This is a genomic window from Nocardiopsis tropica (assembly GCF_042660575.1).
Classification (GTDB): domain Bacteria; phylum Actinomycetota; class Actinomycetes; order Streptosporangiales; family Streptosporangiaceae; genus Nocardiopsis; species Nocardiopsis tropica.
This window is the reverse complement of the sequence record NZ_JBHSUF010000002.1, coordinates 109,525-127,795: the sequence shown is the minus strand read 5'-3', so window position 1 is coordinate 127,795 and position 18,271 is coordinate 109,525. Positions and strand designations below refer to the sequence as shown.

General features: G+C 74.8%; 15 protein-coding genes. 5 read left to right on the top strand and 10 right to left on the bottom strand.

What is annotated here, in order from left to right; all coding sequences use genetic code 11:
• Positions 1-105 precede the first annotated feature (105 nt).
• Complete coding sequence (locus tag ACFQBR_RS03185) at positions 106-1,134, top strand: N-acetylglucosamine kinase (protein WP_352985352.1); 1,029 nt, start codon at positions 106-108, stop codon at positions 1,132-1,134.
• A gap of 212 nt (positions 1,135-1,346) precedes the next feature.
• Entirely contained in the window at positions 1,347-2,201 is an 855-nt protein-coding gene (locus ACFQBR_RS03180; protein WP_267944583.1) for a siderophore-interacting protein, read from the top strand.
• Positions 2,202-2,223: 22 nt separating this feature from the next.
• Here ACFQBR_RS03180 and ACFQBR_RS03175 read toward each other — a convergent pair whose 3' ends face one another.
• A complete protein-coding gene (locus ACFQBR_RS03175) occupies positions 2,224-3,582 on the bottom strand; it encodes a dihydrolipoyl dehydrogenase family protein (RefSeq protein WP_344176032.1) in 1,359 nt (452 codons plus the stop codon).
• 303 nt (positions 3,583-3,885) lie between these two features.
• Between ACFQBR_RS03175 and ACFQBR_RS03170 the strand changes: the two genes are divergently transcribed.
• A complete protein-coding gene (locus tag ACFQBR_RS03170; RefSeq protein ID WP_330159290.1) occupies positions 3,886-4,518 on the top strand; it encodes a trimeric intracellular cation channel family protein in 633 nt (210 codons plus the stop codon).
• Positions 4,519-4,782: 264 nt separating this feature from the next.
• Here ACFQBR_RS03170 and ACFQBR_RS03165 read toward each other — a convergent pair whose 3' ends face one another.
• A complete protein-coding gene (locus ACFQBR_RS03165) occupies positions 4,783-5,703 on the bottom strand; it encodes a LysR substrate-binding domain-containing protein (RefSeq protein ID WP_267944586.1) in 921 nt (306 codons plus the stop codon).
• Positions 5,704-5,802: 99 nt separating this feature from the next.
• On the opposite strand from ACFQBR_RS03165, the gene ACFQBR_RS03160 reads away from it, so the two are divergent.
• Entirely contained in the window at positions 5,803-6,732 is a 930-nt protein-coding gene (locus ACFQBR_RS03160) for a threonine/serine dehydratase (protein ID WP_344176029.1), read from the top strand.
• A 147-nt stretch (positions 6,733-6,879) separates the two neighbouring features.
• Positions 6,880-7,548 (top strand): lysophospholipid acyltransferase family protein, encoded by a 669-nt coding sequence (locus ACFQBR_RS03155; protein WP_267944588.1) that lies wholly within the window; start codon positions 6,880-6,882, stop codon positions 7,546-7,548.
• A 469-nt stretch (positions 7,549-8,017) separates the two neighbouring features.
• Here the strand turns inward: ACFQBR_RS03155 and ACFQBR_RS03150 are convergent, their stop codons facing one another.
• The 8 genes from ACFQBR_RS03150 to ACFQBR_RS03115 all read right to left on the bottom strand — a co-directional run bounded on the left by ACFQBR_RS03150 (position 8,018) and on the right by ACFQBR_RS03115 (position 17,793).
• Positions 8,018-9,136 (bottom strand): sodium:calcium antiporter, encoded by a 1,119-nt coding sequence (locus ACFQBR_RS03150; RefSeq protein ID WP_267944589.1) that lies wholly within the window; start codon positions 9,134-9,136, stop codon positions 8,018-8,020.
• Between the two features lie 117 nt (positions 9,137-9,253).
• Entirely contained in the window at positions 9,254-11,344 is a 2,091-nt protein-coding gene (locus tag ACFQBR_RS03145; RefSeq protein WP_344176026.1) for a xanthine dehydrogenase family protein molybdopterin-binding subunit, read from the bottom strand.
• Positions 11,341-12,333 carry an FAD binding domain-containing protein gene (locus ACFQBR_RS03140; protein ID WP_344176024.1) on the bottom strand — a complete coding sequence of 331 codons (993 nt, stop codon included), beginning with the start codon at positions 12,331-12,333 and terminating at the stop codon, positions 11,341-11,343. Before ACFQBR_RS03140 ends, ACFQBR_RS03145 begins: the two co-directional genes overlap by 4 nt.
• Positions 12,330-12,848 (bottom strand): 2Fe-2S iron-sulfur cluster-binding protein, encoded by a 519-nt coding sequence (locus ACFQBR_RS03135; protein WP_267944592.1) that lies wholly within the window; start codon positions 12,846-12,848, stop codon positions 12,330-12,332. Before ACFQBR_RS03135 ends, ACFQBR_RS03140 begins: the two co-directional genes overlap by 4 nt.
• A gap of 205 nt (positions 12,849-13,053) precedes the next feature.
• Entirely contained in the window at positions 13,054-13,614 is a 561-nt protein-coding gene (locus ACFQBR_RS03130) for a TIGR03086 family metal-binding protein (RefSeq protein ID WP_267944593.1), read from the bottom strand.
• Between the two features lie 36 nt (positions 13,615-13,650).
• Positions 13,651-14,178 (bottom strand): hypothetical protein, encoded by a 528-nt coding sequence (locus tag ACFQBR_RS03125; protein WP_344176021.1) that lies wholly within the window; start codon positions 14,176-14,178, stop codon positions 13,651-13,653.
• Positions 14,179-14,368: 190 nt separating this feature from the next.
• A complete protein-coding gene (locus ACFQBR_RS03120; protein WP_378552001.1) occupies positions 14,369-15,856 on the bottom strand; it encodes an MDR family MFS transporter in 1,488 nt (495 codons plus the stop codon).
• A gap of 296 nt (positions 15,857-16,152) precedes the next feature.
• Positions 16,153-17,793 carry a BCCT family transporter gene (locus ACFQBR_RS03115; protein ID WP_267944596.1) on the bottom strand — a complete coding sequence of 547 codons (1,641 nt, stop codon included), beginning with the start codon at positions 17,791-17,793 and terminating at the stop codon, positions 16,153-16,155.
• Between the last annotated feature and the right edge of the window lie 478 nt (positions 17,794-18,271).

Genomic DNA, 18,271 nt, shown 5'->3' with positions numbered 1-18,271 from the left:
CGCCGCCCCAGGGGGCACTCCTACCGTGTGAAACGTACGACCCCTCCCCTCAGGACCCCGTCCGACCACCCGCCCCGCGACGGTCGGCGCAGACTCGTGGTGGGGGTGGACGCGGGCGGCACCGCCACCCGCGCACTGGTCGCCACCCTGTCCGGCGAGCGCCTGGGCCGGGCCCGGTCCGGGGGAGCCAACCCCAACGCGCACGGCGCCGACACGGCCGCCGACCGGCTCGCCGAGGCGGTCGCGGGGGCCCTGGACCAGGCCGGGCGGGGGGCGCGCGACGCGGTGGCCGCGGTGGTGGTGGGCCTGGCCGGAGTCTCCGCGCTCCGCGACCCGGGCGTGCGCGCGCGGATGGAGCGCGCCCTGCACGAGGCCGGGCCGGCCGTCGGCCGGGGTGTCTTCACCGGGGACGACGAGGTGGCCTTCGCCGCCGGGACCCCGTCCGCGCACGGCACGGTGCTGATCGCCGGGACCGGGGCGATCGCCACCCGGATCGACGACCGCCGACGGACCCGGTCCGCGGACGGCATGGGGTGGCTGATCGGCGACGACGGCTCGGCGTTCTGGATCGGGCACCACGCGGCCAAGGAGACGGCGCGTCAGCTGTCCCGGGGCGGCGACCTCAGCCCGCTGGCCCGGGCGGTGGCCAAACGTGTCATCCCCGGCCAGAGGCCGGTGGACGGGGAGTCCCACATACCCCAGGAGCACGCCAGGAACTTCGCCCGGACCCTGACCGCGGCGCCCCCGATCGCACTCGCCGCACTCGCGCCGCTGGTCAGCGAGGCGTACGCGCTGGGCGACCCTGCGGCCGAGGTGATCGTGGACGCCGCCGCCGGACACCTGGCGCACTCGGTGCACCAGGTGCGCAACCCCGGCGAGTGCCTGCCCGTGGTGCTGGCGGGCGGCGTGCTCGCGCATTCGGAACCGGTGCGGTCGGCGCTCACCCGCAAGCTGACGATGGGCACCGCCGGGTCGGAGGTCGTCGCGGCCGGGTGCACGGAGGGCGGAGCGGCCTGGTTGGCCGCACTGCGGGCCGGTGCGGCGGACGGGGACCGCGAGCTGCACGGGGCGTTCACCCGGCCCGCCCCGGACGGGGGCGCCGACCGCGGCAGGGACCGCACCGACGCGGCGTAGGGGCCGGCCCTCGAGCCCGCGCGGGCGGTGCCGGGGGACGCGTGACGGGGCGTTCACACTTCCCCCGGCCCCCGCGCGGGAACGTCCGTGAGGCTCCGCCCCGGCCCCGGACCGGCCCTGTGGTTCGCGGCGGTTTGCCCTGTTGGCGCAGGGTGCCCTACCGTGTGAGGTGGTTAGGCTTACCTAACCCACGACGCGAGAACGGGGACACCATGGCAGAGCGGCGGGAACGTCCGAAGAGGACCGTCCACACGGGACGGGTGGAGTCGGTCGAGCAGCTGACGCCGCACATGGTCCGGGTCGTGTTCGGCGGTGACGGACTCTCCTCGTTCGCGACCGGGGGCCACACCGACAGCTACGTCAAGCTCCTGTTCCCGCCGCCCGCCCCAGGCGACCCGGAACCCCTCGACGTGGACCGGATCCGCGCCGAGCGCCCCCGCGAGGAGTGGCCGGTCACCCGCACCTACACCGTGCGCGCCTGGGACCCCGACTCCCGTCGGCTGACCATCGACTTCGTCCACCACGGCAGCTCCGGCCTGGCCGGTGCCTGGGCGGCGGGCGCCTCGCACGGCGACCGGCTGTGCATGCTGGGGCCGGGCGGCGGCTACTCCCCCGACCCCGGCGCCGACTGGCACCTGCTGGCCGGGGACGAGAGCGCCCTTCCCGCCATCGCCGCCTCCGTGGAGCGGCTTCCGGTCGGCCGCACCGCGCACGTGTTCGTCGAGGTCCAGGGGCCCGAGGAGGAGCACAAGCTCGACGCCCACGACGACGTCCACGTGCACTGGCTGCACCGCGGAGACCGGCCCGTCGGGTCCCTCCTGGTCCCGGCCGTGCGCGCGCTCGACCTCCCCGAGGGCGCCGTGCACGCGTTCGTGCACGGTGAGGCGGGCTTCGTCCGCGACCTGCGCCGCCTCCTGCGCGTCGAGTACGGGCTGGCCAAGGAGAGCCTGTCCATCTCCGGCTACTGGCGCCTGGGCCGCGACGAGGACGGCTGGCAGGCCTCCAAGGCCGAGTGGAACCGCAGCGTGGAGGCCGAGGAGGAGGCCACCCTGGCCTCCTCCGGCTGACGCCGCGGTCCCGGTCCGGCCGCTACGCCTCCAGCTTCTCCAGCGCGATCAGGTAGGCCTCGTTGAAGGTCGGGAACTGGGGGACGGAGTCGAGCAGGGTCGCCACCGGGATCCCTGCCCGGATCGCCAGCGCGGCGGTGTGGATCCACTCCGATGCCATCGGCCCGAACGCCCACGCGCCGACCAGGACCCCGCGCCCGCGGTCGGCGACCAGCCCGAGCGTGCCGCGCGGGTCGGTCCCGTAGGTCCAGGGCCGGGCCAGGGACTCGGGCAGGTCGGCCTCGGCGGTGACCGCGTCGATCCCGCGCTCCACCGCCTGCCCGGCGGTGAGCCCCACCGCCGCGATCTCGGGCTCGGAGAAGATCACGCGGGGGACCGCCGTGTAGTCGGCGGTGCGCTCCGTGCCCAGGATGTTGTCGGCGACGACGCGCCCCTGGTACTTGGCCACGTGGGTGAACATCGACACCCCGGTCGCGTCGCCGATGCCCCACAGGCCCGGCTCCGCCCGACAACGCTCGTCCACCGGCAGGCCGCTCCGTTCCGTCCGCACGCCGGCCTCCTCCAGCCCGAGGCCGTCGGTCCGGGGCCGTCGCCCGGTGGCGAGCACCACCACGTCGGCGCGGACGCGCTCGCCGTTGTCGAGGGTGGCCAGCACGCCGTCGCCGTCCCTGGACACCGAGGCGACCTGGGCCCCCAGGTGCACGGAGATGCCGTCGCGGGCGAACTGGTCGCCGATCAGCTCGCACAGCCGCGGTTCCTCGCGGTTCACCAGACGGGGCCCGCGCTGGACGACCGTCACCGCGGCGCCCATCCGGGACAGGAACTGCCCCAGTTCGACGCCGACGGCGCTGCCGCCGACCACGAGGGCGCTGCGGGGGATCTCCGTGAGGGTGGTGGCCTCCCGGTTGGTCCACACCACGGACTCGTCCAGGGCGTCGAGGCCGTCGATCGGCGGGCGCACGGCCGAGGATCCGGTGGCGACGACCACGTGGTCGGCGGTGAGCTCGGTGTCCCCCACCGCCACGCGCCACGGGTCGCGGCCGATCACGCGCCCCTCGCCCTTGAACACCAGCGCGCCCTGGTCCCGGTACCCCTGGACCTGTGCGGAGTCGTCGAGGTGGCGGATCATTTGGTCGCGGTACTCGCGCAGCCGGGGCCAGTCGAGGTCCGGCCGGGAGACGCCCGCCGCGCCGGCGGCCTCCGCGCGCACCTCCGGGGGGCGCAGCAGCACCTTGGTGGGGATACAGGCGTAGTAGCCGCACTCGCCGCCGACGAGTTCGCGCTCGATGACGGCGACCCGCCTGCCCGCCTCGAGCAGACGGCTCGCGACCGTCTCGCCGCCCGGTCCCATGCCGATGATGATCGCGTCCAGGTGTTCCATGTGCCTCGTTCCGCCCGCAGCCCGGTGGGTCAACCACGATGGTGGCCCCTGCCCGGGGTGGGGGGAAGGTCCGACACGCGGCTATTCCACGGGTTCGCGCCCCCGGGACCGCGCGGGAGGCGCGGAGGCGGCCCGCACGCGTACGGCGGACGTCCGCGGACGCGCACGGGGAGCGCGGTCCGGCGGAGCGCCCGCGTGCGGCGCGTCACCCCCAGAACAGGCCGTGCGCGGGCCGGGGCGTGATGGAATTGCAGGTCGTCACCCGGTCCGATCCGGAAGGAACCGCCTCCCCGGCGCATCCCCATGTCCACGCAGAGCCTCCTCCTCGTCCTCGACCTCGTCGGCATCCTGGCGTTCGCCGTCGACGGAGCCCTGACGGCCATCCGCACCGCCCGGGTGGACATCGTCGGTGTGCTGTCCCTCGGCCTGGTCACCGCCATCGGCGGCGGCGTCATCCGCGACGTCCTGCTGGGGGTGACCCCGGCGACCTTCCAGGACTGGCGCTACATCACGACCGCGCTCGTCGGCGGCACGCTGGCCTTCTTCCTCAGCCGCCAGCTGACGCACCTGTCCAGGCCGATCCTGCTGTTCGACGCGGCCGGCCTGAGCCTGTTCGCGGTGATCGGCGCGACCAAGGCGCAGGAGATGGGGTTCGGTCCGCTCCAGGCGGTCCTGCTGGGCGCGATCACCGGGGTCGGCGGCGGCACCGTCCGCGACGTGCTGCTCAACCGCGTACCGACCGTGCTCAGCGCCAACTCGCACCTGTACGCCATACCGGCGATGCTCGGCGCCGCGTTCGTCGTGCTCGCGAACGTGGCCGGGTTCGGCACGGGCCTGGTCGCGGTCGTCGGCGCCCTGGTCTGCTTCACCGTGCGGATCCTCGCGCTGCGGTACCGGTGGAACGCCCCCCTGCCGCCCGGGGCGCCGCCGCTGTGACCCCCGCCCCGGCACCGGGCTCCGGCCGCCCCGCACGTCCGCGGACGGGGCGCGGGCCCGGGCATCCGTGTGCGCGGAGGAGGACCCGGTCCCCGGGGAGCGGGGCGCGGGGCCCGCACGGGTGACCCTGGACCTCTCCCGGCCGGCGGCACTCGTCGTGCGGGACCTCGCACGCACGCGTGCGCGCCGACGGGCCAGGCGCTCGGCCGGGCGGGGGCGAGCTCCGCACGCGCACCCGCGTGCGCGCCGACGGCCGTCCCCGCCTCAGGGGAGTTCCGGTGTCGCCCCCAGGGCACGGTCCGCCACCTCGCGCAGCATCGTGACCATGGCGTGGACGGGCCCGGTCGGCCGCCGCCGGTGGACGGCGTAGATCTCCCTGGCCAGGCGGGCGTCGCGCAGGGGGCGGCTCACCCGGAGCCCCGGGCGCGCGGCGCCCAGGATGCTGCTCGGCACGAGCGCCACACCGACCCCGGCCTCGATGAGCGCGAGGGCGACCTCGTAGTCGCGGGTCTCGTAGGCCACGGTCAGGCGGACCCCTGCCGCGGCCGCCGCGGTGTCCAGGCTGACGCGGTTGTGGATCCCGGGCGCCCCGCAGATCCACTCCTCGTCGGCCAGGTCCGCCAGCCCCAGGTCGTGGTCGCCGAGGGGGTGCCCGGTGGGGGCGACCGCGAGCAGCGGGTCGACGAGGACGCGTTCGCGGTGCAGGCCGCCGGCCCGCGGCAGGGGCACGCCCGGGTAGCGGTGCGTGACGAGCAGGTCCAGCTCGCCGGAGGCGACCAGGCCGTACCCTCCGGGCGGCTCGATGTCGGACAGGGACAGCCGCACGTGCGGGTGCTCGCGGCCGAAGGCGGCGAGGGTGGCGGGCAGCAGGACCTTGCCCGCGCTGGCGAAGGCCCCCAGGGACAGGCGGTCGGGGACCACCCCCGCGAACGCGCGGACGGCGGTCTCGGCGTCGCGCAGCTCGCCCAGGACGCGTTCCCCGTGGGCGAGCAGCACCCGCCCCGCCTCGGTGAGGGTGGCCCCCGTGCGTCCGCGCTCGACCAGTGCGCAGCCGACCTCGCGCTCCAGCTTGGTGAGCTGCTGGGAGAGGGCGGGCGGGGTGAACGACAGTCGCTCGGCCGCGGCGGCGATGGATCCCGCGTGCGCGATCTCCACGAGCACGCGCAGCCGGTTGGCGTCCAGCACGGCGACCCTCCCCCAAACAACATCCGGCACAAAGTTCTGCTTACTGATCTTTAGCAGACCCAACTTTAAGTTAATCGTCAGTAGCGGCAGAGTGGAGCCATGAGCCCCACGACCGCGCACGCCGCGCGCACGCCCACGGCCACCGACGTCCGCGCGGCGGCGGAGCGCATCGCGCCCTACGCCCGACGGACCCCCGTGCTGCACACCGAGGTGGACGGCCGTCCGCTGTCCCTGAAGCTGGAGCACCTCCAGCTCACGGGCGCGTTCAAGCTGCGCGGGGCCCTCAACGCGCTGCTCGGCGGGGAGCCGGCCGAGCGCGTCATCACCGCCTCCGGCGGCAACCACGGGCTGGGCGTGGCAACCGCCGCGCGGCTGCTGGGCGTGCACGCCACGGTGTACGTGCCCGAGACCGTCCCCGAGGCCAAGGCGGCGCCACTGGCCGCCACCGGGGCCGAGATCGTCCGGCTGGGCGAGCACTACGCCGTGGCCGCCGAGGCCGCCAGGGCCCGCGCGGAGGCGGAGGGTGTGCGCTACCTCCACGCCTTCGACGACGCCCTGGTCGTCGCGGGCCAGGGCACGATCGGTCTGGAGATCGCCACGGACGCGCCCGAGTGCGACACGATCGCGGTCGCGGTCGGCGGGGGCGGGCTCGCCGCCGGCGTGCGTCTGGGAGCGGGCGGACGCGAGGTCGTGGGCGTGGAGCCCGAGGGCTGCCAGAGCCTGCACGCCGCACTGGCGGCGGGCCGGCCGGTGCAGACCCCGGTGGACTCGGTGGCCGCCTCCGCCCTGGGCGCGTCCGTCCTCGGCCGCGTGCCGTTCGAGGTGCTGCGCGCCCACCCGGTGACCCCGGCGCTCGTGGACGACGCCGAGATCGTCGAGGCGCAGGACCGCCTGTGGCAGGAGTTCCGGATCGCCACCGAACCGGCGGCAGCGGTGCCCTTCGCCGCCTGGCTCGCCGGACGGGTCCCCGGGGAGCGCCCCTGCCTGGTCGTGTGCGGCGCCAACGCGGACTGGAGACGCGTCGGCTGACGGGCCGGGGCAGCGGAGCCGCTCCGTCCCCGGGCTCCGCCGCGCGAAGCGGTGACCTGGGGCACCCGGGTGACCCGGTGCCGATGTTACCGACCGGTCGCCCTTACATTGGATCCGGCATCCGACCAATCTCGTGAGGGAGACCACGTGCTCTATGGTGCGTTCAGGCAGTCTGCGTCGGTACTCGCGCGCACCCTGTGCCGCCCGACCATCCTGGGCCGTGAGAACGTCCCCGCCACCGGCGCGGTCCTGCTCGCCAGCAACCACCTGTCGTTCGTGGACAGCATCATCATCCCGCTGTCGGTCACGCAGCGCCCGGTGCGCTTCCTCGCCAAGTCGGACTACTTCGAGGGCTCCGGCGTCAAGGGCCGCCTGACCAAGGCCGTGTTCTCCTCGCTGGGCGCCATGCCGGTGAAGCGCTCCGACGCCCGCGGCGCCATGATGTCGCTGGAGCTGATGCTGGACCGCCTGCGCGAGGGCGAGGCGTGCGTGATCTACCCCGAGGGGTCCCGCTCGCGCGACGGGCGCCTCTACCGGGGCCGGACCGGTGTGGGGCACCTGGCGATGGAGTCCAAGGCCCCCGTCGTACCGGTGGCGCTGTCGGGCACCCAGGACGTGCAGCCGGTGGGGGCGTCCATGCCGCGTCCGCGCCCCTTCACCATCCGCTTCGGCGAACCCCTGGACTTCTCCTCCGGCTACGACCACCTCGCTCCGGGCAAGGCCCGCAGGGTGATCGCCGACCAGGTCATGGACGCCATCCAGGCGATGTCCGGCCAGGAGCGCGCCGAGAGGTACAACTCCTACAGCGGCGGCTAGCAGGTCCCGGCGCCTCCCTCTCCCTTCCCGTGTGCGCACGGCCCCGCCCTTCCGGCGGAGCCGTGCGCACACGGGTTTTCCGTGGGTGGACGACGACTCCGTGTGCGTATCGGAACACGGGCTCCCGGGGCCCGGCTCCCGGGCGATCGGAGCGGCCGGGGCGTTTTCCGGGACCGAGGTCCTGGCCGTTCCCGGATTTCCCGAAGTTTTTTTCTGGAATCGCACACCGTGCGTCCCGGAATGTGGTCACCTAGGGTCATGGAAGCCGAAGGCGCGCCTGCGGGCCGTACCGGTTCTCCTCCCCGGGCGAGGGCCGGGGACCGCTGACCCTCTCCCCAGTTCGGCCCCCGGCGCCCCCTCCGGGGGCCGACTCCCAGCCGCCTACCTCCTGCGGGCGGGGCGCCGGGCGGGTTTCCCGCCCGGCGCCCTCCGGACCGCGCCCCGCGGCGGGGCGGCCGGCGGACCCGCCTCAGAAGGCCAGCACACCGACGATCCCCGCGTACACGGCGATCAGCAGCACGCCCTCGAAGCCGATCCGGCCCCATCCGCGCGCCTGGCGGACGATGAGCCCGGCGAGGAGCACCACCGTCATCAGCAGCGCACCGCAGGTGAGGAAGAGCTCGTCGGTTCCCGCGACGTGGAACAGCGACCCCGAGCGGTAGAAGACGTCGCCCACCGCCAGGTTGAGCACGTCCAGGCTGTTGCCGCCGATGATCGCCGCCACGGCCAGCGTCATGGCGCCCCGCCGGACGGCGGCGACCGCCGCGACCGTCTCGGGCAGGGCATTGACCGCGCCCATCGCCACCGCGCCGACGAGCCCCGCGCTGAGCCCGGTGGACTCCACGACGACGACCGCCGCCTCCGCCAGGGCCCAGCCGCCCACGGCCACGACGGTGCCGACCACCGCGAAACCCGCCCACAGGGAGGCCGTGCCCCCGGCCCCCTCGCCCGCCGGGGTGTCCGCGCGGACGGCGTCCACGGTCCCGCTCCCCGCGGAACCGCCCCCGGAGCCGGGCGCCGGGGCGCCGCCGGAGGCGCCGGGGACGTCCACCACCGTCTCCCGCGTGTGTACGGCGCGCCACATCGGGTGCGCTCCCTCGTGGTGGATCAGCCGGAGCCCGCCCGCGTAGAAGGCGACGAGGACGACCGAGGCCGGGTGGACCCCCAGCACCGTCACGTCGGGCCCGAAGCCGGACATCAGGGCCAGGGACAGCATCCCGATCAGCAGGCAGCAGAAGAGCAGGTTCGCCGACGAGGCCGCGGCGTGCTCCAGGTTGGCGCGGCGGTGGAAGAAGTCGGCCACCGCCAGAGCGAGGGTCTGGGCGGCGATCCCCCCGACGGCGTTGCTGTAGGCCAGCCCCGGCTGGTCCGCGGCGGCGCTCACCGCCGTCATCACGATCCCCGACAGGGACGTGGCCAGGCCGAAGAAGACCGCGCCGAAGACGGCCTCCCCCCACCCCGTGCGGTCCGCGAGGACGTCCCCGAGGGTGGCCATCCTGACGCTGGCCACCACGGTCACCGCGGCCACCAGGACGAAGATCGCGATACTCCAGCCCAGCGACCACGGCGGTGCCATCGCTTCCACCATGTGCGTTCCCTCCCCGTGTCGGTGCACGGTCCCCGAGCTACCCGCGGCGGGGCGCTCCAATCGGGCCCGCGCACGCGCGCGGGCCCGCCGCCGGGGCGAGCCGTCCCTCCTCGCAGGTCAGCGCAGGAAGAGGTCCGGGGTGAGGGGCAGGTTCCTGACCCGGACGCCGGTGGCGTGGTGGCAGGCGTTCGCGACGGCCGCCGCCGTGCCGACGATGCCGATCTCCCCCACGCCCCGTGAACCGAGGGGGCCCGCGTGCGGGTCCTCCCCCTCCAGCCAGTCGGCCTCCAGCCCGGACACGTCCGCGTGCACGGCGACGTGGTACTGGGCCAGGTCGTGGTTGACCACATGGCCGAAGGCGGGGTCGACCACGCTCTGCTCGTAGAGCGCCATCGACAGGCCCATGACCATCCCCCCGAGGAACTGCGAGCGCGCCGTGCGGGGGTTGACGACCCGGCCGACCGAGAACAGGCCCAGCATGCGCGGGACCCGGATCTCCCCCGTGTCGGCGTGCACCCGCGCCTCCACGAAGTGGGCGCCGAACGAGTACTGCGAGTAGCCCGGCGTCGCGGTGTCCTCGGGCGCGGTCCCGCGCGCGCTCGCGCCCGGCGCGGGAGCCTCGCCGTGTTCGGCCCTGAAGACCCGGGCCGCGGCGACCAGCGCCGCCCCCCAGGACGTGGTGCCGCTGGAGCCGCCCGCCACGGAGGCCTCCGGCAGGTCGGTGTCGCCGATGGAGACCACGACCTCCGACAGCGGGCGCCCCAGCGCGTCCGCGGCGATCTGGGTGAGGGCCGTCAGCGCTCCGGTGCCGATGTCTGCCGCGCCGATGCCGACGTGGTAGCGGCGGTCCTCGCCGTACCGGATCTCGGCCACCGACCCCGGGTTCACCATGTGCGGGTACATGGCGGAGGCGACCCCCGTGCCCACCAGCCAGTCGCCCTCGCGGCGGGCGCCCGGCGCGGGGTCGCGCCCGTGCCAGCCGAAGCGCTCGGCGCCCTCGCGCAGACACCTGACGAGAGCCCGGTCCGACCAGGGCTCCCCCGTCGAGGGGTCGACCGGGGGTTCGTTGCGCAGGCGCAGCTCCACCGGGTCGACCCCGCACTCGTGGGCGAGCTCGTCCATGGCCGACTCCAGCGCGTACATCCCCGGCGCCTCGCCCGGGGCGCGCATCCAGAACGGGATGGGCGCGTCCAGGGGCGCCAGCCGGTGCGTGGTGCGCCGGTGGGGGGCGGCGTACATCATGCGGGTGCACACCCCGCTCTGCTCGGCGAACTCCTTGATCTTCGAGGTCTGCTCCACGACGTCGTGCACGACGGCGTCCAGGCGCCCGTCGCGGTCGGCCCCGAGCCGCAGCCTCTGGATGGTGGGCGTCCGGTAGCCGACCAGGCTGAACATCTGCTGCCTGGTCAGCGCGAACTTGACCGGGCGTCCGGGGACGGCGCGGGCCGCCATCGCGGCCAGGACGTTGTGCGCGTGCGCCGAGCCCTTGGACCCGAACCCTCCCCCGACGTACGGGGCGACCACCCTGACGCGCTCCGGGTCGAGGCCGAAGACCCCGGCGACCGTGTGCCGGACGGGGTGCGCTCCCTGGGTGGAGTCGTAGAGGGTGAGACGGCCGCCCCCCTCGTCCCACAGGGCGACGGTGGTGTGCGGCTCCATGGGGTTGTTGTGCTCCATGGGCGTGCGGTAGGTGCGGTCCACCACGACGGCCGCGCGGGCGAGCGCGGCGTCGGGGTCCCCCTGCTCGGTGTCCGCCTCGACACCGGTGTTGACCGCCTCCGGCCGGTACAGGCGCGGGTGGTCGGCGGTCAGCGTCACGTCGTGCGCGAGCGTCTCGTAGGCGACGTCCACCAGCCCGGCCGCCTCGCGGGCCGTCTCGGGCGTGTCGGCGACCACGGCCGCCACGAACTGGCCGCGGAAGGACACTTCGTCGCTCTGGAGGACGGCGAACTCCCGGTCCTCGGTGTCGGCCAGCCGTTCGGCGTTGGCGGGCGTCAGGACGGCGCGCACCCCCGGGAGTTCCTCCGCCCGTGCGGTGTCCACGGCGCTGACCCGGCCCCGGGCGACGGTGGACAGGACCGGGCCCAGGTACAGCGGGTCGGCGAGGGCGTACTCGTAGGCGTAGGGCGCCAGGCCGGTGACCTTGGCCTCCCCCTCCAGGCGTGTCAGCGGACGCCCGACGGACGGCGTGCTCGGCGTGGTGGTCATCGTGCCTCCTCGGCGGTGAGGCCGCGCAGCGTGGACGCGAGCGTGTTGACGGCCATGGGGACCTTGAAGGCGTTGTCGCGCCCGGTGCGGGCGTCGGCGAGCTCGGCGCGGGCGGCCTCGCGGAACGCCTCCTCCGTCGCCGGTCCGCCGATCAGCGCCTCCTCCGCGCGGTGGGCGCGCCAGGGGACGTGCGCCAGTCCGCCGAAGGCGATGCGCACGTCCGCGACCGTGCCGTCCACGACGTCGAGCGCGGCGGCCACCGACACCAGCGCGAACGCGTAGGAGGCGCGGTCGCGCACCTTGCGGTAGGCCGACCGTGCGGCCACCGGCAGGTGGGGCAGGTCGACCGCGGTGACCAGGTCGCCGTGTCCGAGGACGGTGTCGCGTTCGGGTTCGCTGCCGGGGAGCCGGTGCAGGCCCGGGATCGGCACGACGCGCTCCCCGCCGGGGCCGAGCACCCGCGCCTCCGCGCCCAGTGCGGCGAGCGCCACCGCCATGTCGGAGGGGTGGGTCGCCACGCAGTGGTCGGAGGCGCCGAGGACGGCGTTGTCGCGTCCGTGCCCCTCCAGGGCCGAGCAGCCCGTGCCGGGCTCGCGCTTGTTGCAGGGCGTGGTGGTGTCCTGGAAGTACGGGCAGCGGGTGCGCTGGAAGAGGTTCCCGCCGGTGGTGGCGGCGTTGCGCAGCTGCCCCGAGGCGCCGGCGAGCAGCGCGGCGGACAGGACCGGGTAGCGGCGGCGGACCGCCGGGTGGGCGGCCAGGTCGCTGTTGGGCACGGAGGCGCCGATCCTGAGCCCCCCGCCGGGGAGCTCCTCGACCCGGTTGCCGAGCAGGCCGCGCACGTCCACGAGCCGGGTGGGCGAGGCCACGCCGAGCTTCATGTGGTCGACCAGGTTGGTGCCGCCCGCGAGGTAGGCGGCGCCGGGGTCGTCGGCGACCAGGGCGACGGCGTCCGCGGGCCCGTCGGGCCGCGTGTAGTCGAAGGGCCTCACCGTGCCGCCTCCCTGATCGCGGCGACGATGTTGGTGTAGGCGCCGCACCGGCACAGGTTGCCGCTCATGCGCTCGCGGATCTCCTCGTCGTCCAGGCTCACCGGGGCGTCGAGGTCCGCGGTCGCGTGGCTGGGCCAGCCGGCCTCGGCCTCCCGCAGCATGCCCACGGCCGAGCAGACCTGGCCGGGGGTGCAGTAGCCGCACTGGAAGCCGTCGTGGTCGACGAAGGCGCGGGCCACGGGGTGGAGTTCCCCGCCGGGGGCGCCGTCCCCGCTCCCCAGGCCGGCCGCGGTGGTGACGTCGGCGCCGTCGTGCGCGACCGCGAGCGCCAGGCAGGACAGGATGCGGCGCCCGTCCAGGAGGACGGTGCACGCTCCGCACTGCCCGTGGTCGCAGCCCTTCTTGGGCGAGGTCGCCTCCAGCCGGTCTCGCAGCGCGTCCAACAGTGTGGTGCGGGTGTCGACGGTGAGCCGGCGCTCCTCACCGTCGACCCGCAGGGTGATCGTGGCGTCCACCGGATGTGCCTTCCCCTCGTTGCCCCTCGTACAGCTCTCGTCCCAGTGTGTGACACGGGGGTGGCTCGGCGAAGCCGCCACGTCGGGGCGGTGCCGGACGGCTCGTGCCGCGTCCGGGGGCGCCCCGGAGCCGCCGGGGACAGGGGCTGCGGCGGCCCGGCGGAGGGGCGGGTGCGTCCCCCGGCCGCCCGCGTCCGGGGACCGCTCAGGGCGTGCGTCCGGTGAGCGCGATCAGGCGGTCCTGGGCCGTCGCGTCGGGGCCGACCGGGGAGGGCGCGTCGAACATCTGCCCCGGCCCGAAGTCCTGATCGGAGGCCCAGGCGTGGAGTTCCTTGGCCAGGTCGGGGTCGAGCGCCTCGTCCGCGCCGATCGCGCGGGCCAGGTCCCAGGCGTGGACGGCCAGGTCGAAGGTCATCTGCCAGAGGTACACCTCGGCGGGCACGTCCCCGAAGGACAGGTGGACCGTGCGCTCCAGGGACGACAGGCCGAGCCAGGCCGTCCGGGCCTCCCGCGAGACCACCGCCCAGGAGGCCGCGGGCTCCTCACCCAGGTTGTCCCCGTCGAAACGGTCGCCGACGTCCTCCATCCGGGCCCCGCCCAGCAGGGGCGGGACCCACAGCTGCTCGGTGGCCAGGTGGTTGACCAGGTCGTGCACGTCCCAGTCCGTGCAGGGCGTGGGCCGGGCCCAGTCGGTGAGCCCGACCGCCCGGACCCGGCGGTCGAACTCCTCCAGCGCGGTGCCGTGCAGGTCGATCAGGCGTGCCATGTGCTTCCCCAGGGTCGGATGCGTGTTCTGCCCGGATCACCTACCCGGAGCGGGCGCGGGCCGAACCCGCCCCTGCGAGGAGGTGCGGGCGGCCGGCCACCACGGGCCGGGCCCCTCGTCCCCGGCCGCGCCGCGGACCCCCCGGCAGGCGGCCGCCGCGAGAGCGAGGGCGAGGCCGTCCTCGACGAGGGCGCCGATCCACGGGGGGAGTCCGCCGTCGGTCCACAGCTTCCGCCACCCGGACCCCGCGAGCGCGCCGAGGGGCGCGGCGGCGGCCGCGAGCACGGCGCTGCCGGCGACCGGTCGCGAGCGCTCCCGGGCCAGCATCGCGCCTCCGGCGGCCGCGCTGGCGGAGCGGGCGAGGAGACTCGGCCAGGAGAGGCGGCTGGGGACGACCGGAGACTTGTCCGCGACGAACTCCCCGAGGACTCCAGCGGCGAGGAACACCCGCCGCCGCCCGGACGAGGCCGGCCACAGGGGTGCGGCCGTCCCGAGCGAGGAGCGCGCGCCCGCCGCCAGACCGAGCATCACGGCGCCGACCGCGTGCGTTCGCGTCGTGCCCATGTCTCCCCCTCCGGTCCCGGCCGCCCGTGCACGGCCGCTCCGCACCGATTATCCAGGGGCGTCCCGGGGACGGGGCGAACGAGCCGCGGACGGCGCGGCGCGTGGAGGAGGGCGGGGAAGGAGGACCCGCCGACACGGCGACGGCCGCGCACGGGAGCTCCCGTGCGCGGCCGTCGCCGTCGCGAGGTTCCTAGTGGGCGATCGGAGCGCCCTCCGAGGTGCCCGACTCGACGCGGCGCACGAAGAAGGTCGCCGCGAAGGCCAGGACCGAGATCGTGGCCCCGAGGAGGAAGGCGACGTGGATGCCGCCGGCCTGGGCGCTGATCTCGGGGAGGCCGTCGGTGAGCAGGCTCGCCGAGCTGGCGGACATGACCGCGATGAACGTGGCGGTGCCCGCCGCGCCCGCGACCTGCTGCACCGTGCCGACCACGGCGCTGCCGTGCGAGTAGAGCTCGGGCTTGAGCGACCCGAGCGCGCCGGTGAGCAGCGGGGTGAACATGAAGCCCAGCCCGGCGCTCAGCAGGACGTGCGTGGCGACCACGAAGCCCAGCGGTGTCTCGGTGCCGAACAGCGTCATCGTCCAGAGCACCAGCGAGACGACCGCCGCGCCCGGGATGACCAGCGGGCGCGGGCCGAACCGGTCGTAGAGGCGGCCGACCACCGGGGCGAGCAGGCCCATCGTCAGGCCGCCCGGCAGCAGGGTCAGGCCGGTGACGAGCGTGTCGTGCTGGAGGACGTTCTGCATGTAGAGCGGCAGCAGGATGAGCGTGCCGAACAGCGCCATGAAGCTGACCGCGACGAGGCCGATCGAGATCGAGAACTGACGCGAGCGGAACACGCGCAGGTCGAGCAGGGCGCGGTCGCCGCGCTGGAGGCGCAGCTGCCGCCACACGAACAGCACCAGTGCCACGGCGCCGCCGCCGATCGCGACCCACGGGGGCACGATCGCGGTGGCGTGGCCCTCGCCGAGGCTGGAGAACCCGTAGACGAGGCCGCCGAACGCGAACGCCGACACCAGGACCGAGAGGAGGTCGATGCTGGCGTGGCGGGGCTCGGTGACGTTGCGGATGAACAGCGAGCCGAGGACCAGGCCGAGGAGGGCGATGGGCAGGACGAGGCCGAACATCCAGCGCCAGTCCAGGGCGCTGAGGATGAAGCCGGCGAGTGTGGGGCCGACCGCGGGGGCGACCGCCATGACGATGGAGATGTTGCCCATGGTGCGGCCGCGGCGGTCCGGCGGCACGAGGTTCAGCACGGTCGTCATGAGCAGCGGCATCATGATCGCCGTGCCGACGGCCTGGACGACACGGCCCGCCAGGAGGAGCCCGAACCCGGGCGCGAGGAAGCAGATCAGCGTGCCGATGCTGAACAGCGTCATGGCCGCCATGAACACCTGGCGGAGGTGGAACCGCTGGAGCAGGAACCCGGTGGCCGGGATGACCACGGCCATCACGAGCATGAACGCCGAGGTCAGCCACTGCCCGGTGGAGACGGAGATCCCGAGGTCCCTGTTGAGCGCGGGAAGCGCCACTCCCATGATCGTCTCGTTCAGGATCACGACGAACGCCGAGACGAGGAGCAGCGGGATGACGAGGCGGTCGGCGGTGCGCGGCTCCGCTCCGCCGCTACTGCCGGCCGAGTTCTCCTCGGCCACTGATGGATTGTGCTGCCCGGTCACTGGTGTCCTCGCGTCGTCGTGTGGGTGGTCGTGTCGTGGAAAGGAACGGGGTCCGCGGGGGACGCGTTCGGACCCGCCCAGAGGTACACCAACCTCCCATGGGACCGGGACATTCCCGATCCTACGGGACGGGGCCCATTTACTTCTGTGTTCCAGATCATGGATCGTCCGGGAACCTTCGGAGGCCGTTCCGCGTGCCGGGAACCGGCTGTCCGGAAGGTTTGCACGGAGCCCGTCCACGGCGCGGGCGGGGTCCCTGACGGGTGTACCCGCCCGCGCCGCCGACGGCGCCGCGGCTACCGGGCGCCGCCCGCCGCGACCCGGTCGCCCTCTGCCGAGGGGGCGCCGTCCCCCGGGTCCGACTGCGCTCCCCCGTCCCGCGCGGCCGGGGAGGCGGGGTCGGCGACGATCCCCTGTTCGACGGCCATGGTCCGGAGCAGGCGCGGAGTCGTCCACAGCGTCGGGAGCATGATCAGCCCCACCGGGACCGCGGTGACCACGATGAAGGACTGGAGCGCCTGCACGCCGCCGTCCCCGACCAGGAGGAGCGCGATGGCGGCGGCGCCCATGCCGAAGCACCAGAACGCCCGGAAGTACCCGGGCGGCGTGCCCTCGTGCATGCTCGACGAGGCGATCGCGTAGGACATCGCGTCCAGGGTGGAGGCGAAGAAGATCAGCGTCACCACCACCATGAGCACCCCCAGGAACGCGCTCATCGGCAGCGCCTCGACGATGGCCAGGGCGGCGGCGGGGAGCCCGTCCGCCTCGTAGGCGCCGGAGACGGCTCCGGGGTTCTGCTGCTCCAGGAAGATGCCGGTGCCGCCCAGCGCGGTGAACCAGACGGTGGTCACCACGGCCGGGGCGACCGTGGCCCCCACGAAGATCTGGCGCACGGTGCGGCCCCGGGAGATGCGGGCGATGAAGATCGCCATCATCGGCCCGTAGCCCAGGAACCAGCCGAAGAAGAAGACGGTCCAGTAGCCCAGCCACTCCTGGTCGCCCCGGAAGAGCGCCATCGGCACGAACTCGCGGACGTGGACGGACATCGCCTGGAGGTAGAGGTCGACGACGAAGGGCACGGAGCCGAGTCCGACGATGGCCAGGATCAGCGCGAGGGCCGCCCAGACGTTGGCCTTGCTCAGCAGCTGGATGCCCCGGTTGAGGCCGCTCGCCGCCGACACGGCGCCCACGACGGTCAGCCCCGCGATGATGGCGGCCTGGGTGCCGTACCCGTCGGGCAGCCCGAACAGCCGGCCCCCGATGTAGGACACCTGGAGACCGAGGAAGCCGATCGGTCCGACGGTCCCGGCGACGACCGCGACCACGCAGCTGATGTCGACGACCGCGCCGATCCAGTGGGTGCGCACACGCTCGCCCATGACCGGCCACAGCAGTGTCCGGGGGCGCAGCGGCATGCCCTTCTCGACACCCCGCATCATGACCAGGGTGGCCAGGGACCCTCCGATGGCCCAGGCGGGGAAGCCCCAGTGCACGAAGCTCTGGGCCAGCGCGACCGCGGCCCCCTCCATGCCTCCGGCCTGGTCGGCGTACGCCGGCGGCGCTGCGGTGTAGTGGGCGATGGGCTCGGCCGCGGCCCAGAACACCCCGCCCGCGGCGAGCAGGGTGGTCATGACCATCGCGACCCACCGGAACATGCCGAACTCGGGTGCGGGCATGCCGCCCATGCGGACCCTGCCGTAGCGGGAGAACGCGAGGACGGCGGCGACGGCGAGCATGGCGAGGAGCAGGACCTGCCAGTACGCGCCGAACCATTGTGCGGACCAGGCGAAGGCGGCGTCGACGGCGGCGCCGACCGCCCCGGGTGAGGCCAGGGCCGTCACCACGAAGGCGATCAGGAGCACGCAGGTGACGCCCATGACCCAGAGGTCGGGACGGTTTCCTGACGCGGACACACGTGTGCGCAGGGTGGAGAACATGGAGAAGGGGATGCTCCTCGGTGGGAAACTGCCGACCGGCATTGTCGACGGTCGGCGTGGAAGGGTCCGCCCCGGTCGGCGGCAGGCCGGTCGGACGGCGCCCGCTACGGGGCGCGCCGTCCGGCGAAACGCGGAGCCGGACGCCGTCGGGCGGCGCGGGTCCGCCCGGAGACGGTCGTCCCGGGCCGCTTCGGCGACGTACGCGGACTGTGGACGGAGCGGAGGGGTGGGGCGGCGGTGCGTTACGGCCCCCTGGCACGCCTCCGGCCCGTGCAGCGCGGACCAGTCAACCAGGGACGGGGCGTGCTTCTCCCGTGAGGGAGGCCACGTCCGGCCGCGATGACGCCTGTGCGGGGGCTCCGGGGCGCCCGTGAGATAACGCACCCGTGTCCCGGGAACGCCTCGGGGGCCGCCCGGCCCCGGCACGTCCGGACCGGAACTCCCGTCCTCGGAGCACGCGGCCGTTCCGGGGGCGCCC